This window comes from Paenibacillus sp. LX16, assembly GCF_036252815.1.
GTDB classification, from domain to species: Bacteria; Bacillota; Bacilli; order Paenibacillales; family Paenibacillaceae; genus Paenibacillus; species Paenibacillus polymyxa_B.
The window spans coordinates 3,436,206-3,459,374 of the sequence record NZ_CP141152.1 but is presented as its reverse complement, the minus strand read 5'-3'; the positions used below and the strand labels follow the sequence as shown (position 1 = coordinate 3,459,374).

General features: G+C 46.8%; 25 protein-coding genes and 1 riboswitch. Of the genes, 24 read left to right on the top strand and 1 reads right to left on the bottom strand.

Annotated features, from left to right (window positions below):
* The first annotated feature begins 131 nt into the window (after positions 1-131).
* From T3H97_RS15225 to ytfJ, 19 genes are all read left to right on the top strand, one after another.
* Entirely contained in the window at positions 132-1,325 is a 1,194-nt protein-coding gene (locus tag T3H97_RS15225; protein ID WP_328800157.1) for a D-alanyl-D-alanine carboxypeptidase family protein, read from the top strand.
* 96 nt (positions 1,326-1,421) lie between these two features.
* Positions 1,422-1,775: an anti-sigma F factor antagonist gene (gene spoIIAA / locus T3H97_RS15220; protein WP_013310782.1), complete on the top strand. Its 354-nt coding sequence runs from the start codon at positions 1,422-1,424 to the stop codon at positions 1,773-1,775.
* The gene (gene spoIIAB / locus T3H97_RS15215; RefSeq protein ID WP_013310781.1) at positions 1,772-2,227 is read left to right on the top strand and encodes an anti-sigma F factor; all 456 of its coding nucleotides are present in this window, start codon (positions 1,772-1,774) and stop codon (positions 2,225-2,227) included. The genes spoIIAA and spoIIAB overlap by 4 nt, the downstream gene beginning before the upstream one ends.
* 11 nt (positions 2,228-2,238) lie before the next feature.
* Entirely contained in the window at positions 2,239-2,994 is a 756-nt protein-coding gene (gene sigF, locus T3H97_RS15210) for an RNA polymerase sporulation sigma factor SigF (protein WP_023989213.1), read from the top strand.
* Between the two features lie 176 nt (positions 2,995-3,170).
* Positions 3,171-3,824, top strand: coding sequence for a stage V sporulation protein AA (locus T3H97_RS15205; RefSeq protein WP_025723046.1), 654 nt, complete (start codon positions 3,171-3,173; stop codon positions 3,822-3,824).
* Positions 3,821-4,243 carry a stage V sporulation protein AB gene (locus T3H97_RS15200; protein ID WP_023989211.1) on the top strand — a complete coding sequence of 141 codons (423 nt, stop codon included), beginning with the start codon at positions 3,821-3,823 and terminating at the stop codon, positions 4,241-4,243. The genes T3H97_RS15205 and T3H97_RS15200 overlap by 4 nt, the downstream gene beginning before the upstream one ends.
* Positions 4,244-4,269: 26 nt before the next feature.
* Positions 4,270-5,955 (top strand): spore germination protein, encoded by a 1,686-nt coding sequence (locus T3H97_RS15195; protein ID WP_103048706.1) that lies wholly within the window; start codon positions 4,270-4,272, stop codon positions 5,953-5,955.
* A gap of 110 nt (positions 5,956-6,065) precedes the next feature.
* Complete coding sequence (lysA, locus tag T3H97_RS15190; RefSeq protein ID WP_103048707.1) at positions 6,066-7,433, top strand: diaminopimelate decarboxylase; 1,368 nt, start codon at positions 6,066-6,068, stop codon at positions 7,431-7,433.
* 162 nt (positions 7,434-7,595) lie between these two features.
* Positions 7,596-8,030: a peptidylprolyl isomerase gene (locus T3H97_RS15185; RefSeq protein ID WP_013310775.1), complete on the top strand. Its 435-nt coding sequence runs from the start codon at positions 7,596-7,598 to the stop codon at positions 8,028-8,030.
* Between the two features lie 251 nt (positions 8,031-8,281).
* The gene (locus T3H97_RS15180; protein ID WP_103048708.1) at positions 8,282-9,295 is read left to right on the top strand and encodes a 2-oxoacid:acceptor oxidoreductase family protein; all 1,014 of its coding nucleotides are present in this window, start codon (positions 8,282-8,284) and stop codon (positions 9,293-9,295) included.
* Positions 9,295-11,583 carry a thiamine pyrophosphate-dependent enzyme gene (locus T3H97_RS15175; RefSeq protein ID WP_328800156.1) on the top strand — a complete coding sequence of 763 codons (2,289 nt, stop codon included), beginning with the start codon at positions 9,295-9,297 and terminating at the stop codon, positions 11,581-11,583. Before T3H97_RS15180 ends, T3H97_RS15175 begins: the two co-directional genes overlap by 1 nt.
* Before the next feature lie 219 nt (positions 11,584-11,802).
* Positions 11,803-12,270: an IDEAL domain-containing protein gene (locus tag T3H97_RS15170; RefSeq protein ID WP_013310772.1), complete on the top strand. Its 468-nt coding sequence runs from the start codon at positions 11,803-11,805 to the stop codon at positions 12,268-12,270.
* A gap of 68 nt (positions 12,271-12,338) precedes the next feature.
* Positions 12,339-12,512, top strand: a riboswitch (FMN riboswitch).
* A 330-nt stretch (positions 12,513-12,842) separates the two neighbouring features.
* Complete coding sequence (gene ribE, locus T3H97_RS15165; protein WP_328800155.1) at positions 12,843-13,508, top strand: riboflavin synthase; 666 nt, start codon at positions 12,843-12,845, stop codon at positions 13,506-13,508.
* Between the two features lie 60 nt (positions 13,509-13,568).
* On the top strand, positions 13,569-14,252 hold the full coding sequence (gene ribB, locus T3H97_RS15160) for a 3,4-dihydroxy-2-butanone-4-phosphate synthase (protein ID WP_328800154.1): 684 nt from the start codon (positions 13,569-13,571) through the stop codon (positions 14,250-14,252).
* A 79-nt stretch (positions 14,253-14,331) separates the two neighbouring features.
* Positions 14,332-14,796, top strand: coding sequence for a 6,7-dimethyl-8-ribityllumazine synthase (gene ribH / locus T3H97_RS15155; RefSeq protein WP_013310768.1), 465 nt, complete (start codon positions 14,332-14,334; stop codon positions 14,794-14,796).
* Positions 14,797-14,969: 173 nt separating this feature from the next.
* On the top strand, positions 14,970-15,764 hold the full coding sequence (locus T3H97_RS15150; RefSeq protein ID WP_328800153.1) for a segregation and condensation protein A: 795 nt from the start codon (positions 14,970-14,972) through the stop codon (positions 15,762-15,764).
* Positions 15,733-16,344 carry an SMC-Scp complex subunit ScpB gene (gene scpB / locus T3H97_RS15145; RefSeq protein WP_328800152.1) on the top strand — a complete coding sequence of 204 codons (612 nt, stop codon included), beginning with the start codon at positions 15,733-15,735 and terminating at the stop codon, positions 16,342-16,344. Before T3H97_RS15150 ends, scpB begins: the two co-directional genes overlap by 32 nt.
* A gap of 167 nt (positions 16,345-16,511) precedes the next feature.
* The gene (locus T3H97_RS15140; RefSeq protein ID WP_103048713.1) at positions 16,512-17,225 is read left to right on the top strand and encodes a DUF2953 domain-containing protein; all 714 of its coding nucleotides are present in this window, start codon (positions 16,512-16,514) and stop codon (positions 17,223-17,225) included.
* 166 nt (positions 17,226-17,391) lie between these two features.
* Positions 17,392-17,883 carry a GerW family sporulation protein gene (gene ytfJ / locus T3H97_RS15135; RefSeq protein WP_328800151.1) on the top strand — a complete coding sequence of 164 codons (492 nt, stop codon included), beginning with the start codon at positions 17,392-17,394 and terminating at the stop codon, positions 17,881-17,883.
* Positions 17,884-17,975: 92 nt separating this feature from the next.
* Here ytfJ and T3H97_RS15130 read toward each other — a convergent pair whose 3' ends face one another.
* Positions 17,976-18,698, bottom strand: a complete 723-nt coding sequence (locus T3H97_RS15130) for a protein-glutamine gamma-glutamyltransferase (protein ID WP_328800150.1) — start codon at positions 18,696-18,698, stop codon at positions 17,976-17,978.
* Between the two features lie 205 nt (positions 18,699-18,903).
* Here T3H97_RS15130 and T3H97_RS15125 point away from each other — a divergent pair, with 205 nt between their 5' ends.
* The 5 genes from T3H97_RS15125 (at position 18,904) to T3H97_RS15105 (ending at position 23,168) form a co-directional block, all read left to right on the top strand.
* On the top strand, positions 18,904-20,166 hold the full coding sequence (locus tag T3H97_RS15125) for a D-alanyl-D-alanine carboxypeptidase family protein (protein WP_328800149.1): 1,263 nt from the start codon (positions 18,904-18,906) through the stop codon (positions 20,164-20,166).
* Positions 20,167-20,223: 57 nt separating this feature from the next.
* Positions 20,224-20,967, top strand: a complete 744-nt coding sequence (locus T3H97_RS15120) for a nucleoside recognition domain-containing protein (protein ID WP_039271021.1) — start codon at positions 20,224-20,226, stop codon at positions 20,965-20,967.
* A 7-nt stretch (positions 20,968-20,974) separates the two neighbouring features.
* Positions 20,975-21,505 carry a spore maturation protein gene (locus T3H97_RS15115; protein ID WP_013310760.1) on the top strand — a complete coding sequence of 177 codons (531 nt, stop codon included), beginning with the start codon at positions 20,975-20,977 and terminating at the stop codon, positions 21,503-21,505.
* 78 nt (positions 21,506-21,583) lie between these two features.
* Positions 21,584-22,342, top strand: a complete 759-nt coding sequence (locus T3H97_RS15110) for a pseudouridine synthase (RefSeq protein ID WP_023989197.1) — start codon at positions 21,584-21,586, stop codon at positions 22,340-22,342.
* Between the two features lie 109 nt (positions 22,343-22,451).
* Positions 22,452-23,168 carry a response regulator transcription factor gene (locus T3H97_RS15105; RefSeq protein ID WP_029517311.1) on the top strand — a complete coding sequence of 239 codons (717 nt, stop codon included), beginning with the start codon at positions 22,452-22,454 and terminating at the stop codon, positions 23,166-23,168.
* Position 23,169 lies beyond the last annotated feature (1 nt).

Here is a 23,169-nt window from a genome sequence, read left to right as displayed (position 1 = left end):
TGATGTTTTTATCCATATGGAATATTTTTCTTTCATTCTGACGACAATGGTTAGCAGCACGCGAATAGGCCGGAGGGTTAAGTAAATGGGCTCCGGTGCTTTACGCCAATATGTTGAGGAGGGAACCGATTGTGAAGAAAAAAGTGGTGGCGTTCATCCTGGCTTGCCTGGTAGCCTTGACTGCCGTCCCTGTCGGCGGTTGGGCCGAAGAAAGCATACCTGAAAGCAAAACCAAAAAGGGATCAGCGGCTGAGCTAGCTCCCGAGGCTCTCTCGGCGATCCTGATGGATGCAGATACGGGCACAGTCATCTATGAAAAAAACAGTCGTGAAAAGCTTCCTCCAGCGAGCATCACCAAGATTATGACGATGTTGCTGACAATGGAGGCCATTCAGGATGGCAAGCTCAAGCTGACCGATAAAGTTCGAGCCAGCGAATATGCGTCTTCAATGGGGGGCTCGCAAATTTTCTTGGAGCCGGGAGAAGAAATGACGGTCGATGAGATGCTGAAGGGAATTGCGATGGCTTCCGGCAACGACGCCTCTGTGGCAATGGCTGAGAAAATTGCAGGGTCTGAGCAGGCATTTGTTGAGATGATGAACGCCAAGGTGAAGCAACTCGGGCTCAAGGATACGCATTTTGCCAATTGCAACGGTTTACCCGTAGAAAATCACTATTCTTCTGCGCATGATATTGCGGTTATGAGCCGGGAGTTGTTGAAATACCCGCAAATTACGAAATATACGGGAGCCTATCAGGACTATTTGCGCAAATCCTCAGTCAAACCCTTTTGGCTGGTGAATACGAATAAACTTGTCCGTTTCTATACTGGAGCAGACGGGCTGAAAACAGGCTATACGGCAGAAGCAAAGTTCTGTCTTTCCGCTACTGCGAAGCGTGATGGCTTGCGTGTCGTAGCTGTTGTGCTCGGGGAGCCAAATACGAAGATACGCAACAATGAAGTATCTTCCATGTTCGACTATGCATTTTCTCAATATACAATGAAATCTATATACAAGCCGGGTGAATTGCTGGGCAGCGTAAAAGTTGAAAAAGGCGTATTGCCAGAGCTGAAAATTCAGGCTGACCGTTCTTACAGTGTGTTGGTGAAAAAAGGTGGCAACAAACAAACGTTGCGTCATGAATTGCAACTGGCCCCAAGCCTCAAAGCTCCTGTCCGGGCTGGTGACCCAGTCGGTAAGCTGGTCGTCTATCAGGATGGACAACGACTCAAGGAGTTTAATATCACTTCGCCTGTGGCTATCGAAAAGGCCGGATGGTGGAAATTGTTTAAACGTACCATGTCGAACCTATTTTCTTTGTAGATTTTACGGGGTTTTCTTCTAGTTTTGTCGGAGGGCAGGAATCGTCTGCGGCTACGTAGAAATCCTTGTCCAAGACCGGGAGGAGAGTGAGTAAGCATGAACCTGCAAATTGAAATGGAGCATCACCGGGGGGTACTGATTGTAAGGCTGTCTGGTGAGCTTGATCACCATACGTCGGACATGGTCCGTATGCAAATGGATGAGGCGATTCAGCGCCGGCAATGCGAGCATATTGTGCTCAGCCTGAAGAATCTTCAGTTTATGGATAGCTCCGGCCTTGGCGTTATCTTGGGGCGGTACAAACTGATCAAGCAAAAGGGCGGAAAAATGGCAGTCTGTGATGTCAATCCGCCAGTACACCGACTGCTGGATATGTCAGGGCTGTTCAAAATCATGCCCATATATGACAACGAGGGAAATGCGCTCACGGAACTGGAGGTAGTGTCATGAGAGAAGGCACGGGTAACAATTTCATGAGCTTGCAGTTTGCTGCCAAATCGGAGAATGAGGCATTTGCTCGTGTGGCTGTCGCGGCATTTATTTCCAGGCTTGATCCCACAATGGATGAGCTAAGCGATTTGAAAACCGTGGTGTCTGAAGCAGTGACAAACAGTATAATTCACGGTTATGACAGCGATCCGTCAGGTGTCGTAACGATCAAAGTCGGGATTGAAGCGGACGTGATTACGTTGGTTGTTGAGGACGCAGGCCGAGGAATTGAGGATCTGGAACTTGCCAAGCAACCTCTATATACGTCCAAACCTGAATTGGAACGCTCCGGCATGGGCTTTACGATTATGGAAAATTTCATGGATGAGTTTGAAGCAGTCAGTGAGCCGGGCGGAGGCACGTCGGTCCGGATGAAGAAAAGGATTGAATCCAAGAAAGCTTTATATAATTAGGAGTTGATCCTATGGAAGCAGGAGGAAAAAAAACTTCGCACAGCTATTTGGAGGATGCGGAAGTCAAGCGGCTTATTGCACTGAGTCAATCCGGTGATAATGAGGCTCGTGAGACACTGGTCAATAGTAATATCCGGCTCGTCTGGTCTGTCGTGCAGCGCTTTATGAACCGGGGGTATGAACCTGACGATCTTTTTCAAATTGGTTGCATCGGCTTGTTAAAATCGGTGGATAAATTCGATCTCAGCTACGAAGTCAAATTTTCAACATATGCAGTACCAATGATTATCGGTGAGATTCAACGGTTCCTGCGTGATGACGGTACACTCAAAGTTAGCCGTTCCTTGAAGGAAACGGCCAATAAGGTCCGCAAAATGAAAGACGAGCTATCCAAACGGCTCAACCGTCTGCCTACAGTCAAGGAAGTTGCTGATGAGCTGGGAGTGACACCGGAGGATGTTGTTTTTGCGCAGGAGGCTAATAAGCCGCCTACCTCCATTCACGAAACGGTGTTCGAAAATGACGGTGATCCGATTACACTTATGGATCAGATTGCTGACGAATCACAGGAAAGATGGTTCGACAAGCTGGCACTCAATGAGGCCATTGGCGGACTATCTGAGCGGGAGCGGTTGATTGTGTACTTGCGCTATTACCGGGATCAGACTCAATCAGAGGTTGCAAGTCGGCTTGGTATTTCTCAGGTACAGGTATCACGGCTGGAAAAAAAGATTTTACAACTGATCCGCGATCAGATTGCCCAATAATAACAGCCAGGATCTTAGTGAAATCCTTATGCTGACGTATTTCTAAAGGGTATTCCAAAGCCATTTTAATGGCCAGGGGTACTCTTTTTTGCGTGGGATAAAGGACAATACACAGAATAGGTTTCCTTGCTTCGTTCCATACTAATCGATAATTACGAGGATAAGGAGGGGATCGGATGACTCATAGTCCGGCTCCTACAGTAGCTCCTATTGTCTACTTGCGGCTCCGCAGCCGTGTCCGCATGATACAAGGGCAGGATTTACATTTGGGTGATGTAGCCCATCTGCTGACTAATCCTGAATGGGAAAAGGATCTGCTTGAGCTTGTTCTCAAGCGGCCGCAGCACCAGGACGGTAATCTGATACTGATAGACATGCTGCAGATCATAGCAAAAATTAGAGATCATATTCCGGGGGTCGTAGTTGAATCTCTCGGGAAGCCACATGTACTTGTGGAACTCGTGGAGAAACCCCGTAAGCCGTCCAAAATACTGTTTGTTTTGGTATGGGTGCTTCTGTTTTTTGGCTCTGCGCTGACAATTATGAATTTTCATGCCGACGTTAGCATGATGGAGGTACAGGTTCGGATTGTAGAGATGATTACGGGACGTAAGGATGAGCATCCGTACCTGTTTCAAATTGCTTACTCGATCGGCATCGGCTTTGGCATGATCGTATTTTTTAATCACTTGTTCAAGAAAAATTGGAACGAGGAGCCGACGCCGCTGGAGGTGGAGATGTATCTGTACCAGGAAAATGTGGATCAGTATGTTGTGGCAGAGGAATATGAAAAGATGGCCCGTCTGCAGACAAAGGATAAGAAACCATGATATTTGTACAGGCTGCACTTCAGATTATTTTAGGTATTGCTGGGGGCCTTGCGGTGGGTAGCGGTGTAATTGCTTTTTTTATTGTGCTGGATATCATGCCGCGATTAGCACAACTCACCCGTACGTATAAAAAATCACGTGCATACGAAAAGGCAATGATTGTAGGTTCGGTACTGGGAACTGTGGTCGATTTTTGGAACATTTGCTTGCCACTACCGGGCATATTTACATGGATACCTGGGTTATTTTGCGGAGTGTTTATTGGCTTGCTCGCCGCGGCTTTAACGGAGGTATTGAATCTCCTGCCTATACTCGCCAAGCGACTCCACATGACCGTGTATATGCTCGGCCTATTAATGGCAATGGTGCTTGGGAAGGTGACGGGTTCCTTATTTGACTGGTTTGTATACAACCGTTAACAACGAAAGCGAAGGGGGCAAGGAATATGGATCACAGAGCGGGTCAAGAGCAACATCAAGAAGACGGGGGAATCGGAAAGGAATATCATACTGACGGAGAAGAGTTGAGTCCATGGCAGGAAAAGCAGGCGCAGGAATCTGCACGTTTTAAACACAAAAAAGAGAGTGAGCGGTCTGATAACGTAGAGGAGTCCGTTCGCTACTGGCAGGCCGAAGATGATATATCGCCGAGGATGAAGGATAATAAGAATACACTTGAAACAGTATTAGGTTTGGGGGAGACCTTTGATGTTGTATTCAGGGAAATGACACTGGGTGGGCGTCATACCGGATATCTGTTCCTAAATACCTTTGCGAAGGATCAGATCATGCTTGAAGTGCTAAAGCGGCTCACCTATCTGACGCCGGATAATCTCTCTTCGGATGGACTACAAGCGTATTTCGAAAATTTTATTCCACATATTCAGGTGGAGAAGACAGATAAGATGTCTGTCGTCATTAACAAGGTGCTGACAGGGATGAGTGCCTTTTTCATGGAAGGCGAACGTTTTTCCCTTATTCTGGATACTCGTAATTATCCGGTGCGTAGTCCGGAGGAACCTTCTTTGGAGCGGGTTGTGCGCGGTGCCCGTGACGGGTTTACTGAAACAATGCTTACAAATGTAGGTTTGGTGCGCCGACGTTTGCGGGACCCAGGACTTAAATTTGAGGCTATGCAGGTCGGACGTCGAACCCGAACAGACGTATGTTTGGGCTACATTGACGATATTGTGGATAAGGTGATGGTTGATACTGTACGAGACAAAATTAAAAATGTTAATTTGGATGGTATTCCTCTGGCTGATAAGCAATTAGAGGAGACGATTATCAATAAAGGTTGGAATCCATATCCATTAGTACGATATTCGGAGCGACCAGATGTCGTGGCTTCGCATATTATGGAAGGAAGGCTCGTTATTTTCGTCGATACCTCACCCAGCGTGATGATCTTGCCTACCACTTTTTTTGACTTGTGTCAGCATGCAGAAGAGAATCGGCAAACCGCTTTTATGGGAAGCTATTTGCGCTGGGTACGTTTTTTAGGCATATTTGCCTCGATGTTTCTGCTTCCCATGTGGCTGCTAATGGTTATCAATCCCGAATTAAAACCAGCTTTTCTCGATTTTATTGGTCCTCAAAAGGAAGCACATCTTCCGCTGATTGCCCAGTTTATCATTGTAGAACTAGGGGTCGATCTTATGCGAATGGCGGCTGTGCATACTCCGACACCACTGGCTTCCGCTATGGGCTTGATCGCAGCGATTCTGGTCGGTGATATAGCGGTTCAGACGGGACTTTTCGTGAATGAGGTCGTGCTGTATATGGCTGTCGCTGCCATAGGAATGTTCGCAACACCGAGCTACGAGCTAGGGCTGGCGAATAGACTGATTCGACTATTCCTGCTGGTTGCTGTTGCAATTTTTCACGTACCGGGCTTTGTCGTGGGTACGACACTGATCATTTTGATGCTGACGCTGCATCGGTCATATAATTCTTCGTATTTGTGGCCGTTCATTCCTTTTAATGCCAAAGCGTTAGCTTCCATCTTGTTCCGTATGCCTGTACTAGATGCACCTAACCGCCCGTCATCTAACAAAACGAGGGACAATACGCGTATGCCCCATACGGATGCCGACACAGATTCGAACTCAGGCAATGGACAGGAGCATTAATATAAATGATCTGCATAAAAATCCATTGTTCTTGATGTTTTTTTTGCTATACTGGTGTAAACATTCGATGGAATATGACTAGCTTGTTCCAGAAAGGGAGGCGCCAGAACATGTATTTGCATGGAAGCAGTAAAATTAACAGCAATGGACATTTGGAGATCGGCGGTTGTGATACAACGCTTTTGAAAGAGCGTTTTGGCACGCCGCTATATATTGTTGACGAACAGTTAGTCCGCCGGCGCTGCCGGGAATTCATAGAAGCTTTTCGTGAAACCGGATTGAAGTTTCAAGTTGCTTATGCAAGCAAAGCGTTTTGTGTTATGGCGATGTGCGCTTTAGCTGCTGAAGAAGGGATGTCGCTTGACGTAGTTTCCAGTGGAGAATTGTTTACTGCGCTACAAGCAGGGTTCCCGGCAGAGCGAATCCATTTCCACGGCAATAACAAAACACCAGAAGAAATTGAAATGGCGTTAGATGCGCAAATTGGCTGCTTCGTCGTCGATAGCGAAATGGAGTTGCATTTGTTGCAGGCCCTTGCCTCCGAGAAAGAACAGCAGGTGAATATCTTACTGCGGGTTACACCAGGGGTTGAGGCGCATACGCATGAATATATGGCCACAGGTCAAGAAGATTCGAAATTTGGCTTTGACATTGGTAACGGTACAGCACGCCAAGCAGTGGAACAGGCTATCAAGCTGGATCATCTTAACCTGCTGGGGGTACATTCTCATATCGGTTCGCAAATATTCGAAGTGAATGGCTTCCAAATGGCTGCTGAACGGGTTGCAGCTTTTTCCAGAGAAATTAAGGAACAGCTTCAGTTTTCTTTCAAAGTGATTAATCTGGGTGGGGGATTTGGCATTCGCTACACAGAAGAGGACACTCCACTGAAAGTATCCACCTATGTACAGGCTATCGGCGAAGCGGTGAAAACTTATTTTTCAGGACTTTACGATGAACTTCCAGAAATTTGGATTGAGCCAGGACGCAGTATTGTAGGCGATTCAGGCACGACCTTATATACGGTAGGAAGCATCAAGGATATCCCGCAGGTACGCAAATATGTCTCGGTAGATGGCGGGATGACAGATAATCCACGCCCTGCACTGTATCAGGCGAAGTATGAAGCGATGCTGGCTAATCGAGCGCAGGATACGAACGAAGAGACGGTGTCCATTGCGGGCAAATGCTGTGAAAGTGGCGATATGCTTATTTGGGATGTAGAGCTGCCTCGTATAAATAGCGGCGATTTGCTCGCTGTTGCCTCAACCGGAGCCTACAATTACTCCATGGCGAGTAATTATAACCGAATACGTCGACCAGCAGTTGTATTTGTCAACAACGGTGAGGCCGAGTTGGTAGTGCGTCGGGAAACCTACGAAGATATCGTACGTAACGATGTTGTGCCACAGCGCTTGATTCGTGATCAAGCTAGTACGGTGGTTCAGCCCAACGCCAAGATTACCGTTTCGTCCTGATTTTAGAATTGTAAGATCAAGCAGGCCATTGAGTCGGTAATAATACACCGGGGGCAATGGCTCTTTTTTTTGGACAAGACTTTGCTAAGCGCGGCAATTCATAGTAAACTGGAACTTGATGTTATTTAGTTCTCAAAACAGGTTGAAAAGGAGATACAAACAATGAAAAAAGGTAGAATAGATCTTGAAAACGGCGGTATCGTCGAAATTGACTTTTTCCCAGAAGAAGCTCCAAACACCGTTGCTAACTTTGAAAAGCTGGCAAACAGCGGTTACTACAACGGTTTGAGCTTCCACCGTGTCATTCCGGGCTTTGTTGCTCAAGGTGGTTGTCCAATCGGTAACGGTACAGGCGGTCCTGGTTACACGATTGACTGTGAAACAGCTACGAATACAACAAAGCATGCCAAAGGCGTTCTGTCCATGGCTCATGCAGGTCGCAACACAGGTGGCAGCCAATTCTTTATCTGCTACGCTCCACAACCACATTTAGATGGAGTACATACTGTATTTGGTAAAGTAACCAAAGGTATGGAATTCATTGATGCTGTAAAACAAGGCGACAAAATGAAAGAGGTTAAAGTATTTGACGTGTAATTTTACCGTTAATTACATGATCTTTCTCAAATAGCGTTGCACCTAAGCCGTTCTGTCTTTGGACAGGGCGGCTTTTGTTGTCTTTTGTTTGACGGTTTATTGATTTTCGCAATCACGTAGGCATTACAGTGCGTAAGATCACATTCGAAAAGTAAGTGTTGTGATAGCCTTTCCATAAGAATGCATTTTCCATTTATTTTATATGAGTATTCAAACTCAGTAAGGATTGGAAAAGAAGGGGGCTTATCACATTGTCTATTTTAACGCGCACAAATCGACTCGGATTTTTTGAAATCCGGCTGGAATCCATTGGTGGACTCGGCGCTAATCTGGCTGGCAAAATGTTGGCCGAAACCGGGGTGCTTGGTCTGGGGCTGAATGCTTCAAATTTTTCGTCCTACGGTTCGGAAAAAAAGGGAACTCCGGTTAAAAGCTTCGTCCGCTTCTGTGAGCCGGAGGTCGATATTCGGGATCACAGTCCGATTGAGCAACCGCATGTGGTAGGCATTTTCCATGAAACGTTATACAAAACGGTAAATGTAATCAGCGGACTGCCAGCGGATGGGATTGTAGTGGTTAATTCCACGCGTCCAGCAGAAGAAATACGGGCTGATTTGGGACTGATATCCGGTACACTTGCGGTGGTGGATGCGATGGGCATCGCACTGGAAGAGCGAACCAAACTAAATACGTCCATGCTCGGTGCCTTGTTCCGTGTCTGTGATTTCCTGGACCCGGAAGCGATGAGATCGGTTATACGCAGTACCTTTGAAAAGAAAAATCCGCTGTTAGTGGAACCTAATCTGCGTACGTTTAACCGTGGTTATGAGGAAATGGAACTGCACGTATATCCAGTTACTGATGGCGCAGAGGATCGGGTTTTTGAACGTCCGCAGCCATTGCTGGGATACGAAACCCAACTACTGGGGGGCGTTATTGCGACTCAGGGAAACAGCATGACGAGAGATGTTAGTGGTTCACGTCAGGGGTATGTGCCTGACTATGAAGCTGATAAATGTACCCATTGTGCCAAGTGTGATTCGATTTGCCCGGATTACTGTTTTGTATGGGAAGAGCAAGCTGACAAACGCGGAAGAATGATGCCATTTTTGCAAGGGATTGATTACCAGTATTGCAAAGGATGTCTGAAATGTGTAGATATTTGCCCATCGGGGGCATTAAGCTCGCGTCGCGAACAATGGGGATGGGCGGAACAGAATCGAGTTGCCCACCAATTTCCGGCATATGAAGGAGGGCGTGCGTAATGGCAAAACTGGAGGAAGAACTCAAACAGACAGGCGCCGCGCAAGTGACAACGTTCGAATCCGGTAATGAAATGGCAGCTACGGCGGCTGCGCAGATTAATTATCATATGATGGGATATTTCCCGATTACTCCATCTACCGAGGTAGCGCAGTATCTGGATCAGATGAGAACGAGAGGTCAGCATAATATTAAGCTGGTTGCAGCAGACGGAGAACACGGATCGGCAGGGATTTGTTATGGAGCTGCCGCAGCGGGAGCGAGGGTTGTGAACGCCACTAGTTCGCAAGGTTTCCTGTACATGCTGGAGCAGTTACCTGTTCAGTCAGGTACCCGTTTTCCAATGGTTATGAATCTGGTGACACGAGCTGTCAGTGGTCCCCTGGATATTCGCGGGGATCATTCGGATCTGTACTATGGTTTGAATACAGGCTGGGTCATTTTGACGGCAAGTACACCACAGGCTGTGTATGATATGAACATCATGGCACTAAAAATCGCAGAGCATAGCGATGTTCGGCTGCCTGTAATGGTTGCATATGACGGTTTTTATACGTCCCATCAAAAACGTAAAGTGCAATATTTTGCAGATGCTGAGACCGTGCGCGGTTTTGTAGGTCCTAACCCGAACTTAAATTATCCGAATATTACTGATTTTGATCATCCTGTTACCGTAGGTGCGCATATGAACGGTGATGACCTGACGAATAATCATGTTCAGCTGTCCGAAGCACTGAAGCTGTCAGAAGGAGTATATGAGCAGGTAGCAGCAGAATATGCCGCTTTATCCGGTCGGGAATACCCGATTTTAGATCTGTATCAAATGGAGGATGCTGAGGTCGCGGTATTCCTGTTGAATTCGGCGGCTGAATCGGCCAAGGATGTGGCGGATCAACTCCGTGCGCGCGGGATTAAAGCCGGTGTGATACGTCCGAATATCATCCGACCGTTCCCAGCCGCACAACTGCGGGAAGCATTGCGCGATGTCAAGGCGCTGCTGGTAGGTGAACGTGCAGACTCGTATGGGGCAGACGGCGGTAATTTAACGCATGAGATTAAGGCGGCCTTGCAGGAGGACCCGCTGAATCGGACACTCGTGTTGAGCCGTATCTTTGGCTTGGGTGGCAAGGATTTTTATGCGGAAGATGCTGAGGCGTTCTTCCAGCTTGCGATTGAGGCGGCAGAAGCAGGACGAGCGGAGAAGCCCTTTGATTATTACGGAATTAATCCGGGTTCACCGGACAAGGTGATGCCGCAAGTTATGCAGCCGCCACGTGGTAATGCATACCGTACGGGCCTGATTCAGGTTACGCCGGACGAGACGACTGGGAAGCTCAAAGTCAAGGTACCACCCCTGCGGTCGTTGACAACCAAACCACGCCGTCTTACACCAGGTCACGGGGCTTGCCCAGGATGTGGGGCATTGTCTGCGCTGGAACTGTTTTTCAAAGGTATTGAAGGGGATATTGTCGTACTGTTCCAGACAGGCTGCGTATATGTGACGACGACAGGGTATCCATATACATCACACAAACAACCGATGATCCACAATCTTTTTCAAAACGGGGCCGCTACACTTTCGGGAGCGCTGGAAGCTTACATGGAAATGAAGCGCCGTAATGAAATTGAAATGTCGGACGATCCGACATTTATCATGATTAGTGGTGACGGTGGGATGGATATAGGTATGGGTTCTGCGATTGGTGCGGCTCTGCGTAATCATAAGCTGATCATGCTGGAATATGATAACGAAGGGTACATGAATACAGGTTCACAGCAATCGTACTCCACTCCGGTTGGTCACATGACTAGTACGTCGGGTGTAGGGAAAATGCAAAAAGGAAAGCAAGGACATCACAAGGATACCGTGCAAATCATGGCTGCTTGTAACATTCCGTATGCTTTTACAGCAGCTGAAAGTCATCCGCAGGATATGCTGCGCAAAGCAGCCAAGGCTCAATGGTATGCGAACAACGTGGGTACGGCCTATGGTAAGATCCTGTGCGCCTGCCCGCTGAATTGGAAATCCGAAGACAGACTGGGCACCAGCATTGTGGGCGCCGCAGTCGAGTCCTGTTTCTTTCCTTTGTACGAAATAGAGCAAGGCAGTACGACGATTACGTACAATCCGGAAGACAAGGGGAAACGGATTCCAGCTGCTGAATGGTTGAAATTAATGGGTAAAACGAAGCATCTTCTCAAGGAGGAGGCTACGCTGGCTACCTTTGAGCAGGAGATTGAGCGTCGCTGGACTATCCTGAAAAAGAAACATGAAATTTCAGAGCTATAATTACGTTTTTTGCATAATCATCGATTAACATTGTTAGCCGCTGTTATCGTAGTGGTTCGATCAAGATTCTTTGCGCTTATTGCGCAAAGAATCTTTTTTGTCGTTTATGGGTTGAAGCATAAAAAAACAGGTAATGATTTCCGATATAGGAGTGGAGGCCTATAAGAGGCACGTTAAAAAGTTTTCTTCTGAATTTTAAGATGCAATGAGGTGCAGGTAATGATTAAGCTGAATACAGTTGAAATAATCGAAATTATAAAGAAGCAGATCCCTAAGGTTATGAACATCAAGCCAGTGGAGCTAAAGTTTACGGATGATTTTGGACGGGCATCGTTGGCAGCGACAGAACACAAATTCACGCTGACGAACCAGCATTATTCTGCCAAGGTGATGGATTGCGTGTTAGAAACACAGGTACGCCCCATTTTAATGTGCGAAATTATTTATTTTCTGAAATGCGAGTTTATTGACGGACATGTTGATGTGCGCCTGGATTATGAAGCATGTTCTGAGGAAGGGCGGGGACCTGTTGCTTCAGCCGTAATTACCTTTGATCATGCAACAGAGTTGGGAGTCGAGGAATTGGCCGATTTGATTGACTTGGCGCTTCATATGAATGACAAAACCTGGTTTGAAGAACTCTCCAGCCAATATGTCAAAACCAAAGCAGGAGCTTCTATTAGATAACTTGCTTTTTTTAGAAGTCGGTGCTAATATACGTAACAAGTTTAATGTTAATTCAATTAAATAAGAGCAAGATCCTTCGGGGCGGGGCGAAATTCCCCACCGGCGGTGATGACATGTTTGTGGATCGTTTTTGTGAGAAACAGCATGGCTTAGTCCGTGACCCGGATGCTGAATGATCGGCAGAAGGTGGACCTGGTGCAAATCCGGGACCGACAGTATAGTCTGGATGGGAGAAGGATACGAAGCGCATGTGCATGACGTGACATGTGCCGATTTTTAGCATACCCAATTGTGCGTACGGCTTATTTCGTTGTAGGACAGCATCGGGCGATAGCTTGCTTAAGCTTTCTTTTTGATGGTGTTCAGAGCGTATTTGGTTGTATCCTCAGTCATGCTTTCTATTGGCAAACCTATGATTTCATGTCGTCTTAAGATGCATATGAACTGCGCTTGTATACTACAAATGTGACTCTCATCACCCCCATGACGGATTGAATCCGAACTGGGGGTTTTTTGCGCTTATAGCCGATGAATTAGGGATAAACTGAAATGTAGTGGAAAGGAGTGAAGGCATGTTTACCGGATTGGTCGAGGAAGTGGGTCGCATTCAAACGATTTCTAAAAGCGGTGAAGCGATGGTGCTGGGGATTTCGGGTTCCGTGGTGTTGGGCGATTTGAAAATAGGAGACAGTGTCTCGGTGAATGGCGTTTGCCTGACAGCGATACAGATCGGTACGAAAGACTTTAAGGTTGATGTGATGCCGGAAACCTTTCGCAGCAGTAATCTGAAAGAGTTGAGATCAGGCAGCCGAATCAATCTGGAGCGAGCGATGGCGGCGAGCGGAAGGTTCGGAGGACATATCGTGCAAGGACATGTGGACGGGACGGGAACGATTCGCGGGGTGACATCAGACCAGAATGCAGTTGTGTTCGAAATTGAGCCTAAAAATCAAACATTATTTAAATATATTCTTCTCAAAGGGTCAATCACAATTGATGGTATCAGCCTCACAGTCGCACAGCGTACGGGAGATACCTTTGCCGTATCCATTATTCCCCACACCTTATCCGAAACGGCCTTACAAGCCAAACGTGAGGGGGATACCGTCAATATCGAATGCGATATTTTGGGCAAATATGTAGAACAGCTTTTAAGTTACAGAGGTGCAGCGGAGGCGGAGAGAGTAGAAAAGGCTCCTCTCAGTTTGGACTATTTGGCGAAACACGGCTTTGCCTGATATTGAATGGTAAGCCTGTTTAGGAGCATTCGTGGCACAAGACATAAGGAGGAAAGTGTTATGGATAGAGGTAGCCAAACAAGTGCAATGGCAAACTTCATAGAGCATGGCGAGTTGGAACATGACGAAGAGATTCGTTTGGATTCCATCGAAGAAGCGTTGGAGGACTTAAAAAAAGGTAAGGTCGTCATTGTAGTCGATGATGAACAGCGCGAAAATGAAGGCGATTTTATCGCTTTGGCTGAAAAAGCGTCGCCTGAGGTCATTAATTTCATGATTACAGAAGGTCGCGGGTTGGTCTGTGTGCCAATCACACGACAAAGAGCCGAGGTCTTGGAATTGCATCCTATGGTAGAGCAAAATACAGATTTCCACGGTACTGCCTTTACGGTATCGGTAGATCATATGGAGACAACAACGGGTATTTCAGCGGCCGAGCGCTCCTTGACTGTACGCGCCTTGGCAGACGAAGCAGTCACAGGAAGTGATTTCCGCAAGCCTGGTCACATGTTCCCGCTGATTGCTCGCGATGGTGGCGTCTTGCAGCGTGCTGGTCACACTGAAGCGGCTGTTGATCTGGCCCGACTCAGTGGCTTCAAGCCTGCTGGGGTCATTTGCGAAATTATAAAGGAAGATGGCTCAATGGCCCGCCTGCCTGATCTGGCAGTGGTCGCCAAGCGACATCAATTGAAGCTGATCAGTATTCAGCATTTGGTGGAATACCGTCGTCGTTTGTCATTGTAAAAATACATCTCGGTTCCAAGTAAATCTGAAGTATTATCCGAAGTCCCTAAATAATTAAACTAAGAGAGGTTGATTAAACATGGCACGTTTTCTAGAAGGTAATCTCGTATCGAACGGTTTAAAATATGGTATTGTGGTGGGCAGATTTAATGAGTTTATTACAAGCAAGCTGTTAAGCGGCGCAATTGACGCACTTCAACGACATGGTGCACAGGAAGATGAAATTGATGTAGCCTGGGTTCCGGGTGCATTTGAAATTTCACTAATTGCACAAAAAATGGCTGCAAGCGGCAAATATGATGCCGTAATTACGCTGGGAACGGTCATCCGTGGTTCTACTTCACATTATGATATCGTCTGCAATGAAGTGGCCAAGGGTGTGGCAGCAAGCAGCTTGAAAACGGGAGTACCCGTTATTTTTGGTGTAGTGACTACAGAAAGCATTGAACAGGCTATTGAACGAGCAGGTACGAAGGCTGGTAATAAAGGTTGGGATTCCGCACTGGCTGCGATTGAAATGGCCAATCTCGGCAAGCAATTTTAATGATAGGAATAGCTGAATAGAACGGTATAAAATGCAAGGTGAAAAAGGGATTGGATTGTTAAGCAAGGCGATGACGTATATACTACAGAAAGAGGGATTGATAACGTAGAGCATAAGTGCTATAGGGAAAGGTATTGTTGAATGATGATTGGAGTAAGGCAGGGGGAAGCACATTGACAGTCGTAAACTACAAGCTGGAAACATTCGAGGGTCCGCTGGATCTACTGTTGCATCTGATTGATAAAGCCGAGATCGACATTCAGGATATCCCGATTAGCGATATTACTGATCAGTATATGGCTTTTTTGCACAGTATGCAGGAGCTGGAACTGGACATTACGAGCGAGTTTCTGGTGATGGCGGCGACGCTCTTATCCATTAAGAGTAAATTGTTGCTTCCCAAGCCACCTGTGATGGAATATGACGATTTGGATTTTTATGAGGATGAGGATTATGATCCACGTGAGGAACTGGTCCGCAAGCTGGTGGAGTATCGTAAATATAAAGGGATTGCTCGCCATTTAAGTGAACGTGAGTGGGAGCGGAGTCTAATTTATGGCAAGGAGCCAGAAGATCTAAGTGCATTCCTGCCCACTGAACCCGCAAATCCGGTGCATGGGCTGCATGCAAGCGATTTGGTTGCGGCCTTTCAGCGTGCTCTGCGCAAAGCAGAACGACGTACGACGGTAACCCGTGTTCATCGGGACGAAATATCAGTCAAGGACCGTATCCAGCAAGTTATTGGAGCTTTAGAGATGGTGGGGAATGGAGGACGGCTGCTGTTCTCCAAGCTGATGCATGAGGATATGTATCGGCATGAAGTGGTTGTGACCTTTTTGGCTATCCTTGAACTGATGAAAATGAAACAAATTTTCTGTTATCAGGAGAAGCTTTTCGATGATATTGTAATGGAGTGGAGAGGGGATTTACGGGTTAATGGATTATCTGAAGCTGAAATCAATTATTGAGGGACTGCTGTTTCTCGCAGGAGAGGAAGGGTTGTCCACCAAGCAGATCGCCGACATTGTAGAGCAGCAGCAAGAGCTGATTGAACAGTGCCTGGAAGATATGAAGCAGGACATGGAGCAGGGAGGAAGAGGCCTGCAGCTTATCCGTATTGCTGGTCATTATCAGCTTGCAACTTTATCCGAACATGCACCTTACTTTGAAAAGCTCGCTTATTCTCCGGCCCGTGCCTCACTGTCTCAAGCTGCTTTGGAGACATTGGCCATTGTAGCCTACCGCCAGCCCATTACAAGAGTCGAAATCGAAGAGATTCGGGGTGTCAAATCCGAACGGGCCATACATACACTGGTCAACAAGGAGCTCATTGAAGAGAAAGGTCGAGCTGAAGCCATCGGACGGCCAATATTGTACGGAACGACGAAATCATTTTTGGATTATTTCGGTCTGGGCTCTTTGGCAGATCTACCACAACCGGAGTTGTTCGAGGATTCGGACAATTTGGAGGAAGAGACTCAATTATTGTTCGAGCGTCTGGAGAGCAGCCAGCCTGAAGCCAACGATCTGGATCTTGAATCCCAATAGAGTTCATCCGGATCTTGCGGCTCACTTATATAAAATTTCAAATAGACAGCCAGTCCTCAAGTAGTTGGGGGCTGGCTGTTGGTATTTTAAGATGCATGATTTTCCGGCGAACGGTCATACTATTTTTGCCATGATATCTATAGCAAAAAGGTAGGGAGGACTCGCCAGTGTGGAAATGGATCAGTATCGCCATCATCGTCGTTATATTACTTGTGCTGGCTATTCTGCTCTCTCGTATTCGATTAAAGCTGGATATTGCCAAACATGACAATGATGATCGGGCGCATCTAGAGATCAGATTTCTATACGGGATGATTAAAATAAATTACGATATTCCGGCCATTCTCATAACAGGTTTAAAAAAAGGGCTTCTCTATCGGCTTGATCGCAACAAAAACATACATAAAACGGATGCTTCCGTGGATAGCGGTAATATTGATACAGAAAAAATCAAGCAATTTATATATGATATACGGGTTTTGCTAAAGGGAACGAAATCCTTCAATCGATGGTTGCGACATACATTGGCACATGTGACGATGTCCAAAATGGAGTGGTCCACCAACATTAGTCTTGCTGACGCGGCTTATACAGCTACCTCAACCGGTATTTTGTGGGGATTAAAAACGACCTTGATCGGTTTTGCTTCCAGCTTTGTGCGCATGGATTGTACCCCTAAGCTGTATGTTGTGCCGTATTGGGTGGATCGCTTGCGTTTTACCACCACTTTGAACTGTGAAGCAAACGTATCGCTCGGCTATTTAATTTTCTCCATGCTCATCTTATCTTACCGCATATGGCGCGTTCCGGGTGGACCCGAGGCATGGAAGCGGGTTTTTTTCAAAAAAAATGAAGATCTTCAAGCTAACAATGAAAGATAAACAATGAAGTGTGATGAAACTCAATCTTTCTGAACTTTGGGATTTCAGTGTCCTCCAGATTAGGGCATAACCGAATCGAATGACATACATATTTCCTTGAACCCCTGCGCACAATAGCGAAAGAAAAGGCAGTCTAAGCTTGAGATAAGCAGAGGAGGAATTAATCATGTCAGATCACCCGATTCAAGGGCTCATGCAAACCGCAATGGAAAACATCAAAGCCATGGTAGACGTGAATACGATTGTGGGAGACGCGGTGGAAACACCCGATGGTTCCGTTATTTTGCCAATCAGTAAGGTAGGATTTGGTTTCGCTGCCGGGGGAAGTGATTTTAACGTAGACGAAGAGGCACTTCATACTTCCTCGGCATCGGGTAATCATAGCGGGAAGGAAGGTCATCCTTTTGGAGGGGGTAGTGGTGGTGGCGTATCTATTCATCCCATTGCTTTTCTGGTTGTTGGCAAACAGGGGGCACAAATCGTTCCATTGGACAATCAAACGCATCTGATTGAGAAGCTCATTGACTCCACGCCATACCTGATTGATAAGGTTCAGTCTATCTTCCGGAATGCAGGCGACAACGGGCAGACTCCACCCCCACAGGTACCTGTAGATGTTGCTACGGATCACAGTCATTCTGGCCCGGCTTACTTGTAAAAGTTATTGAAATTAAAAGTGTTCTCTCAGGAAGGTATCCCAAAGCCGAGTATAGGCTAAGGAATACCTTCTTTTTCTGCTTGTACTTGACCCTATCCCCGAATATACTGCCTTCTCCCAATGACAGCATGTATATGGTCACTGTATTCCTGGTGATACAAAGTATGCAGCGAGAATTCATTTTTTCGATTTCCTTCGGCAGCAAACTGCGATAGGTAGATGAAGTCCGGATAGATCACTTCATTCGTCAAATAAGCAGATACCGTGGCTTCCGGCCGACGATGTTGATTCAGGGAATCGATAATACCTTTCGCCGGCAAGATGCCAATCCCATGTCCATAAAACAAGTCTTCCTTCAGCTTGACGACATTTTCTCCTTTCCATTCCAATGTTTCAGACGACACATCCGGATTGTTGAAATACAGAATATCGCCAGGAGCCGCCTTGTGACTTCCTTGCTGCTGTATGAGCCTGAGGTCGCTGTCATATTGCCAGTCATACAGCAGTATATCTGCAAAAATCCGATTAAACTCACTTTCCAGAATGGAATCCAGCACTCCTTTGTACAGCACAATAACCATAGCTGTTGCACATTCGAAAGCGTATTGATGACCGTTTAAAAAGATATCTCTGATCCCCTGTGCCGGTGTGACACCTGCTTTGATCTGAAAGCCACCTTTTTCCGTTAAATCCCAAAATTGCGGGTTGCAACGTGCGGTGGCAAAACTGGCAAAGGATACACCACTTCGATGCAATGCTTCTGCGGACTCTACAATCCGCGTTCTTAAAACCATTTCAAATTGGAGACGCTGCATATTGTAACCCCCGATCCCTATTTAACTTTAGTAACTAATTATATGTATTCAGGAGGGCAAGTTGCTTGGTTTATGTAGAAAGAAAGCAAAAGGGGAGCAGCTAATGGCTGTCCCATAAAGGAATTTTCTGTTATAAAGGTGGACATACTTTGAACAGCTTGGACATAGAATGGTACAAGACTTGCTCAAAACCGGAGGAATCCAAATGTTTAAAAAAAAGCAACACATCCACGCGGACCACAGCCATTTCTTGAATAAGGCACGCGCATTTGTTTTGCCGCTGGTGCTTCTGCTTATTTTGTCATTGCCGCTTACGTTGCTGAGTCCACAGCCCGTTCGGGGAGCGATAACAACTGAAGCAGCGCCGCCTGCATTAGGAACCCATGCACAGGCTGCTTCTTTAATTGATGTCACATCAGGAAGAATCATATATTCTACCGAGGGTGACCGGGAGCTACGCATTGCCAGCCTGACCAAAATTATGACTGCAATTGTGGCCATTGAACATGGACGCTTGCAGGACCGGGTAAAGGTGAGTCCTACCGCGTATGCCAAAGAAGGTTCCTCGCTTTTTCTGCAAATGGGTGAACAAATGTCGCTGGAAAATATGCTGTACGGCTTAATGCTCCGTTCTGGTAATGATGCAGCCTCTGCCATTGCTGAGCATGTGGGGGGGACAGAAGAGGGATTTGTCCATTTGATGAATGACAAGGCGGTTCAGCTTGGGCTAAGCCATACACATTTTGCTAATCCTCACGGGCTGGATGCCGAGGGACATTATTCCTCAGCCAATGACATGGCCCGGCTAACTGCTTATGCGCTGCATAATCCAACTTTTGCCCGTATTGTAAAAACAGAACTGAAAAAAGCGCCGAATCCCAACGATTCTTGGGACTACTCATGGCACAACAAAAACAAAATGCTGCGGCTGTATGAGGGAGCTGACGGCGTGAAAACAGGCTTTACCAAAAAAGCGTTTCGCTGTCTGGTCAGCTCGGCCACACGGGACGGTCGCCAGCTCGCTGCCGTTACCTTGAATGATGGGGACGATTGGAACGATCATGCCCGTATGCTTGATTACGGATTCCGATATTATCCGCTCATTCCGATTACGGACAAGCAGCAGCCTATCGATGGTTACCCACTTTTAACAGGTACAAGCTTTGCTTATCCTTTACATGATAGTGAGAAGTCCCATTTGCACAAAAGACTGGTGTTATATAAAAATTCCACTTCTGCAGATAGAGCGGACGTATCTTTTGGCTTACGAGGACGGGTCGAATTCCTATTGGAAGGTAAACTTATCGGTTCTGTTCCTGTGTATGAAAAAGGTAGTAAGCTGCCTGCTCAAAGTACCGTACAGCCACAGCAGGAGACTCCAACTGCACAAGATCCTGCGAACAATACTCAGCAACGTGGTTGGACGAGCAGATGGAACGAAATCCTTAAAAATTTGTTTGGAGCATAGGTCAACCAGGAAATAGAGCTGCACGTGTCACATCATTGGGAAAAGGAGGAATCAGCCATGATTCATCTCATATGGGTGGCTTTGATTTGTATTGGATTTGTATTTGCTGCTGCACAGGGAAATATTGAGGTAGTGACGAAAGCGGCTTTTGACGGGGCAACTACGGGGGTTACTGTGTGCTTTGGACTGATAAGTGTGCTGGTGTTTTGGATGGGCATGATGAGGCTGGCTGAAGATGGTGGGCTCTTACAGAAAATATCCAAGCTGCTTTCTCCTTTGGTTGCCTTTCTCTTCCCTGATGTTCCGCGTAATCATCCCGCTATGGGTTACATTTTGTCCAATATGAGCGCCAATTTGCTGGGTCTGGGGAATGCAGCCACACCGATGGGAATCAAGGCTATGCAAGAGCTGCAGACGCTCAATCCAGATAAGCAAACCGCCACACCAGCCATGTGTACGCTGCTCGCCCTGAATACAGCCAGTATTACGCTTATACCTACGACGTTGATCGCGATACGGCTTAATTTTCATTCCGCACATCCGGCAGAAATCGTCGGTACGACACTGGTAGCGACCGCAATAGCCACCTTTGCCGCAATTGCGGCGGACCGTTGGTACCGTAGTCGAGAATTGCGCCGTCGTCCTCCAGCAATTCCGCCGTCCCAGACATCCTTGGCACCACTCACCTCATCAGCACCAACATCCGCTGCCTCTTCAACGACGTTGCCCGTATCTTCACCTGCCGTTCCGCGAACGGGAATCACGGCTGCCAAGGGCAGGGACACCACTTGGAAAGGATGAGGGAGGCATGCTTAATTTTATAAACCTCGTATCGACTTGGGCCATTCCGGTTATTCTCGCTTTTATTCCTTTATATGCATATGCTAAAAAGGTACCTGTCTACGATTCTTTTGTAGATGGAGCCAAAGACGGCTTTTCTACCGCCATCAGCATTATTCCTCATCTCGTAGGCATGATGGTGGCGATTAGCATTTTTCGAGCATCCGGCGCTTTGGACTATTTGATCTCCTGGGTAACCCCATGGATTAAACACTGGGGTGTACCCGGTGAGGTACTGCCTTTAGGCTTGCTTCGTCCATTGACGGGCACCGGTTCACTTGCGTTCACGACGGATCTAATTCGCACTTATGGCCCGGATTCCATGATCGGTCGGATCGCATCAACGATTCAGGGCAGCACAGACACGACGCTTTATGTACTAACTGTATATTTTGGTGCGGTAGGTATCCGCAATGGACGGTATGCTTTGAAGGTAGGACTATTTTCAGATGTGGTTGGTTTTGTGGCAGCCATTGCCATTTGCCTGCTTGTATTTTAATTTCTGCATCGTTTTTTGAACGGGGGTTGTGATTTTGCTCATGGATGGGTATCATTAGCATGAGGTGAATTAGCGAACATGGAAAGATTGCAGAAAATATTGGCCCAAGCTGGTGTAGCTTCCAGACGTAAATGTGAGGAGCTTATTCAGGCGGGCAGCGTGGAAGTGAACGGGGTTGTCGTAACTGAACTGGGAACGAAGGCAGACCCTGATCAAGATATGATTACGGTAAAGGGACGCCCGATCAAAACCGAGAAAAAAATCTATCTGATGATGAACAAACCTAAAGGGGTCATTACGAGCGCTTCCGATCCGGAAGGCCGTAAAATCGTGTCAGACTATCTGAAAGGCGTTAAGGAACGCGTATATCCGGTAGGACGTCTCGATTACGACACCGAAGGACTGCTGTTGCTTACCAATGATGGCGAGTTCGCCAATCTGCTCACCCATCCCAAGCATCATGTGCCCAAGACATATGTGGCAACAGTCAAAGGCGTTCCGCATGGTACTGAGCTGGACAAGCTGAAAAAGGGAATCGTGCTGGAAGATGGCATTACAGCACCAGCCGAGGTAGAATATAAAGATGTAGATCCAAATGGTAAGGAGTCTGTGATCCAAATTACCATTTATGAAGGCAGAAATCGCCAAGTAAGACGGATGTTTGAGGCCATTTCACACCCAGTCATCAGACTCAAGCGGATAGCCTTCGGAGATCTTTTGCTACAAAACTTGAAGCGCGGTCTGACCAGACCCCTAACCAAGGACGAAATCAACCGTCTCATTCAACTTGCCAAATCAGACAACACGAAAAAGAAACGGACAGGACGGGGGTCATAACCCCGGCCTTTTTGGTGTAAAGAGACTGTTGGATGAGAGTAAAGTTTGACCAAGCACGGGAAAATAGTAAAATAGAGAGAATGCTTTTTTTAGCGAAGGGGCTGGGAATATGTCAGAACAAAGCAACCGCATATTAATTGTAGATGATGAAGAACGCATTCGACGCCTTCTGCGGATGTATCTGGAAAAAGAAGGATATGCAATTGACGAAGCTGAGGATGGGGAGATTGCCCTCCAAAAAGCGACTGCAAGCGATTACAGCATTATTTTGCTCGATGTAATGCTTCCGGGGATGGATGGAATTGAGGTGTGTACACGGCTACGTCAGACCAAAGCTACACCTGTGATTATGCTGACTGCCAAAGGTGAGGAAGTGAACCGTGTACAAGGCTTTGAAGTCGGAGCCGATGATTATGTGGTTAAGCCCTTTAGCCCGCGAGAAGTCATTTACCGGGTGAAGGCGATTTTACGCCGTTCGTCGGAAACTGCCTTTTTAACGAAAGAGGCGGTACCAAGCAATAGTATTGTTTTTCCGAATCTTATCATTGAGCATGATGCGCACCGGGTAACTGCGGGTGGGATTGAAATCAGTCTCACGCCTAAAGAGTACGAGCTGTTGCACTATTTGGCGGTGTCGCCAGATAAAGTCTTCTCGCGCGAAGAACTGCTGAAAGACGTTTGGAATTACGAATTTTTTGGTGATCTGCGCACTGTGGATACGCATGTGAAACGGCTTCGTGAAAAGCTGAATAAGGTATCACCAGAGGCAGCGGCTATGATTACGACCGTTTGGGGCGTAGGTTATAAGCTGGAGGTTCCAAAATAAC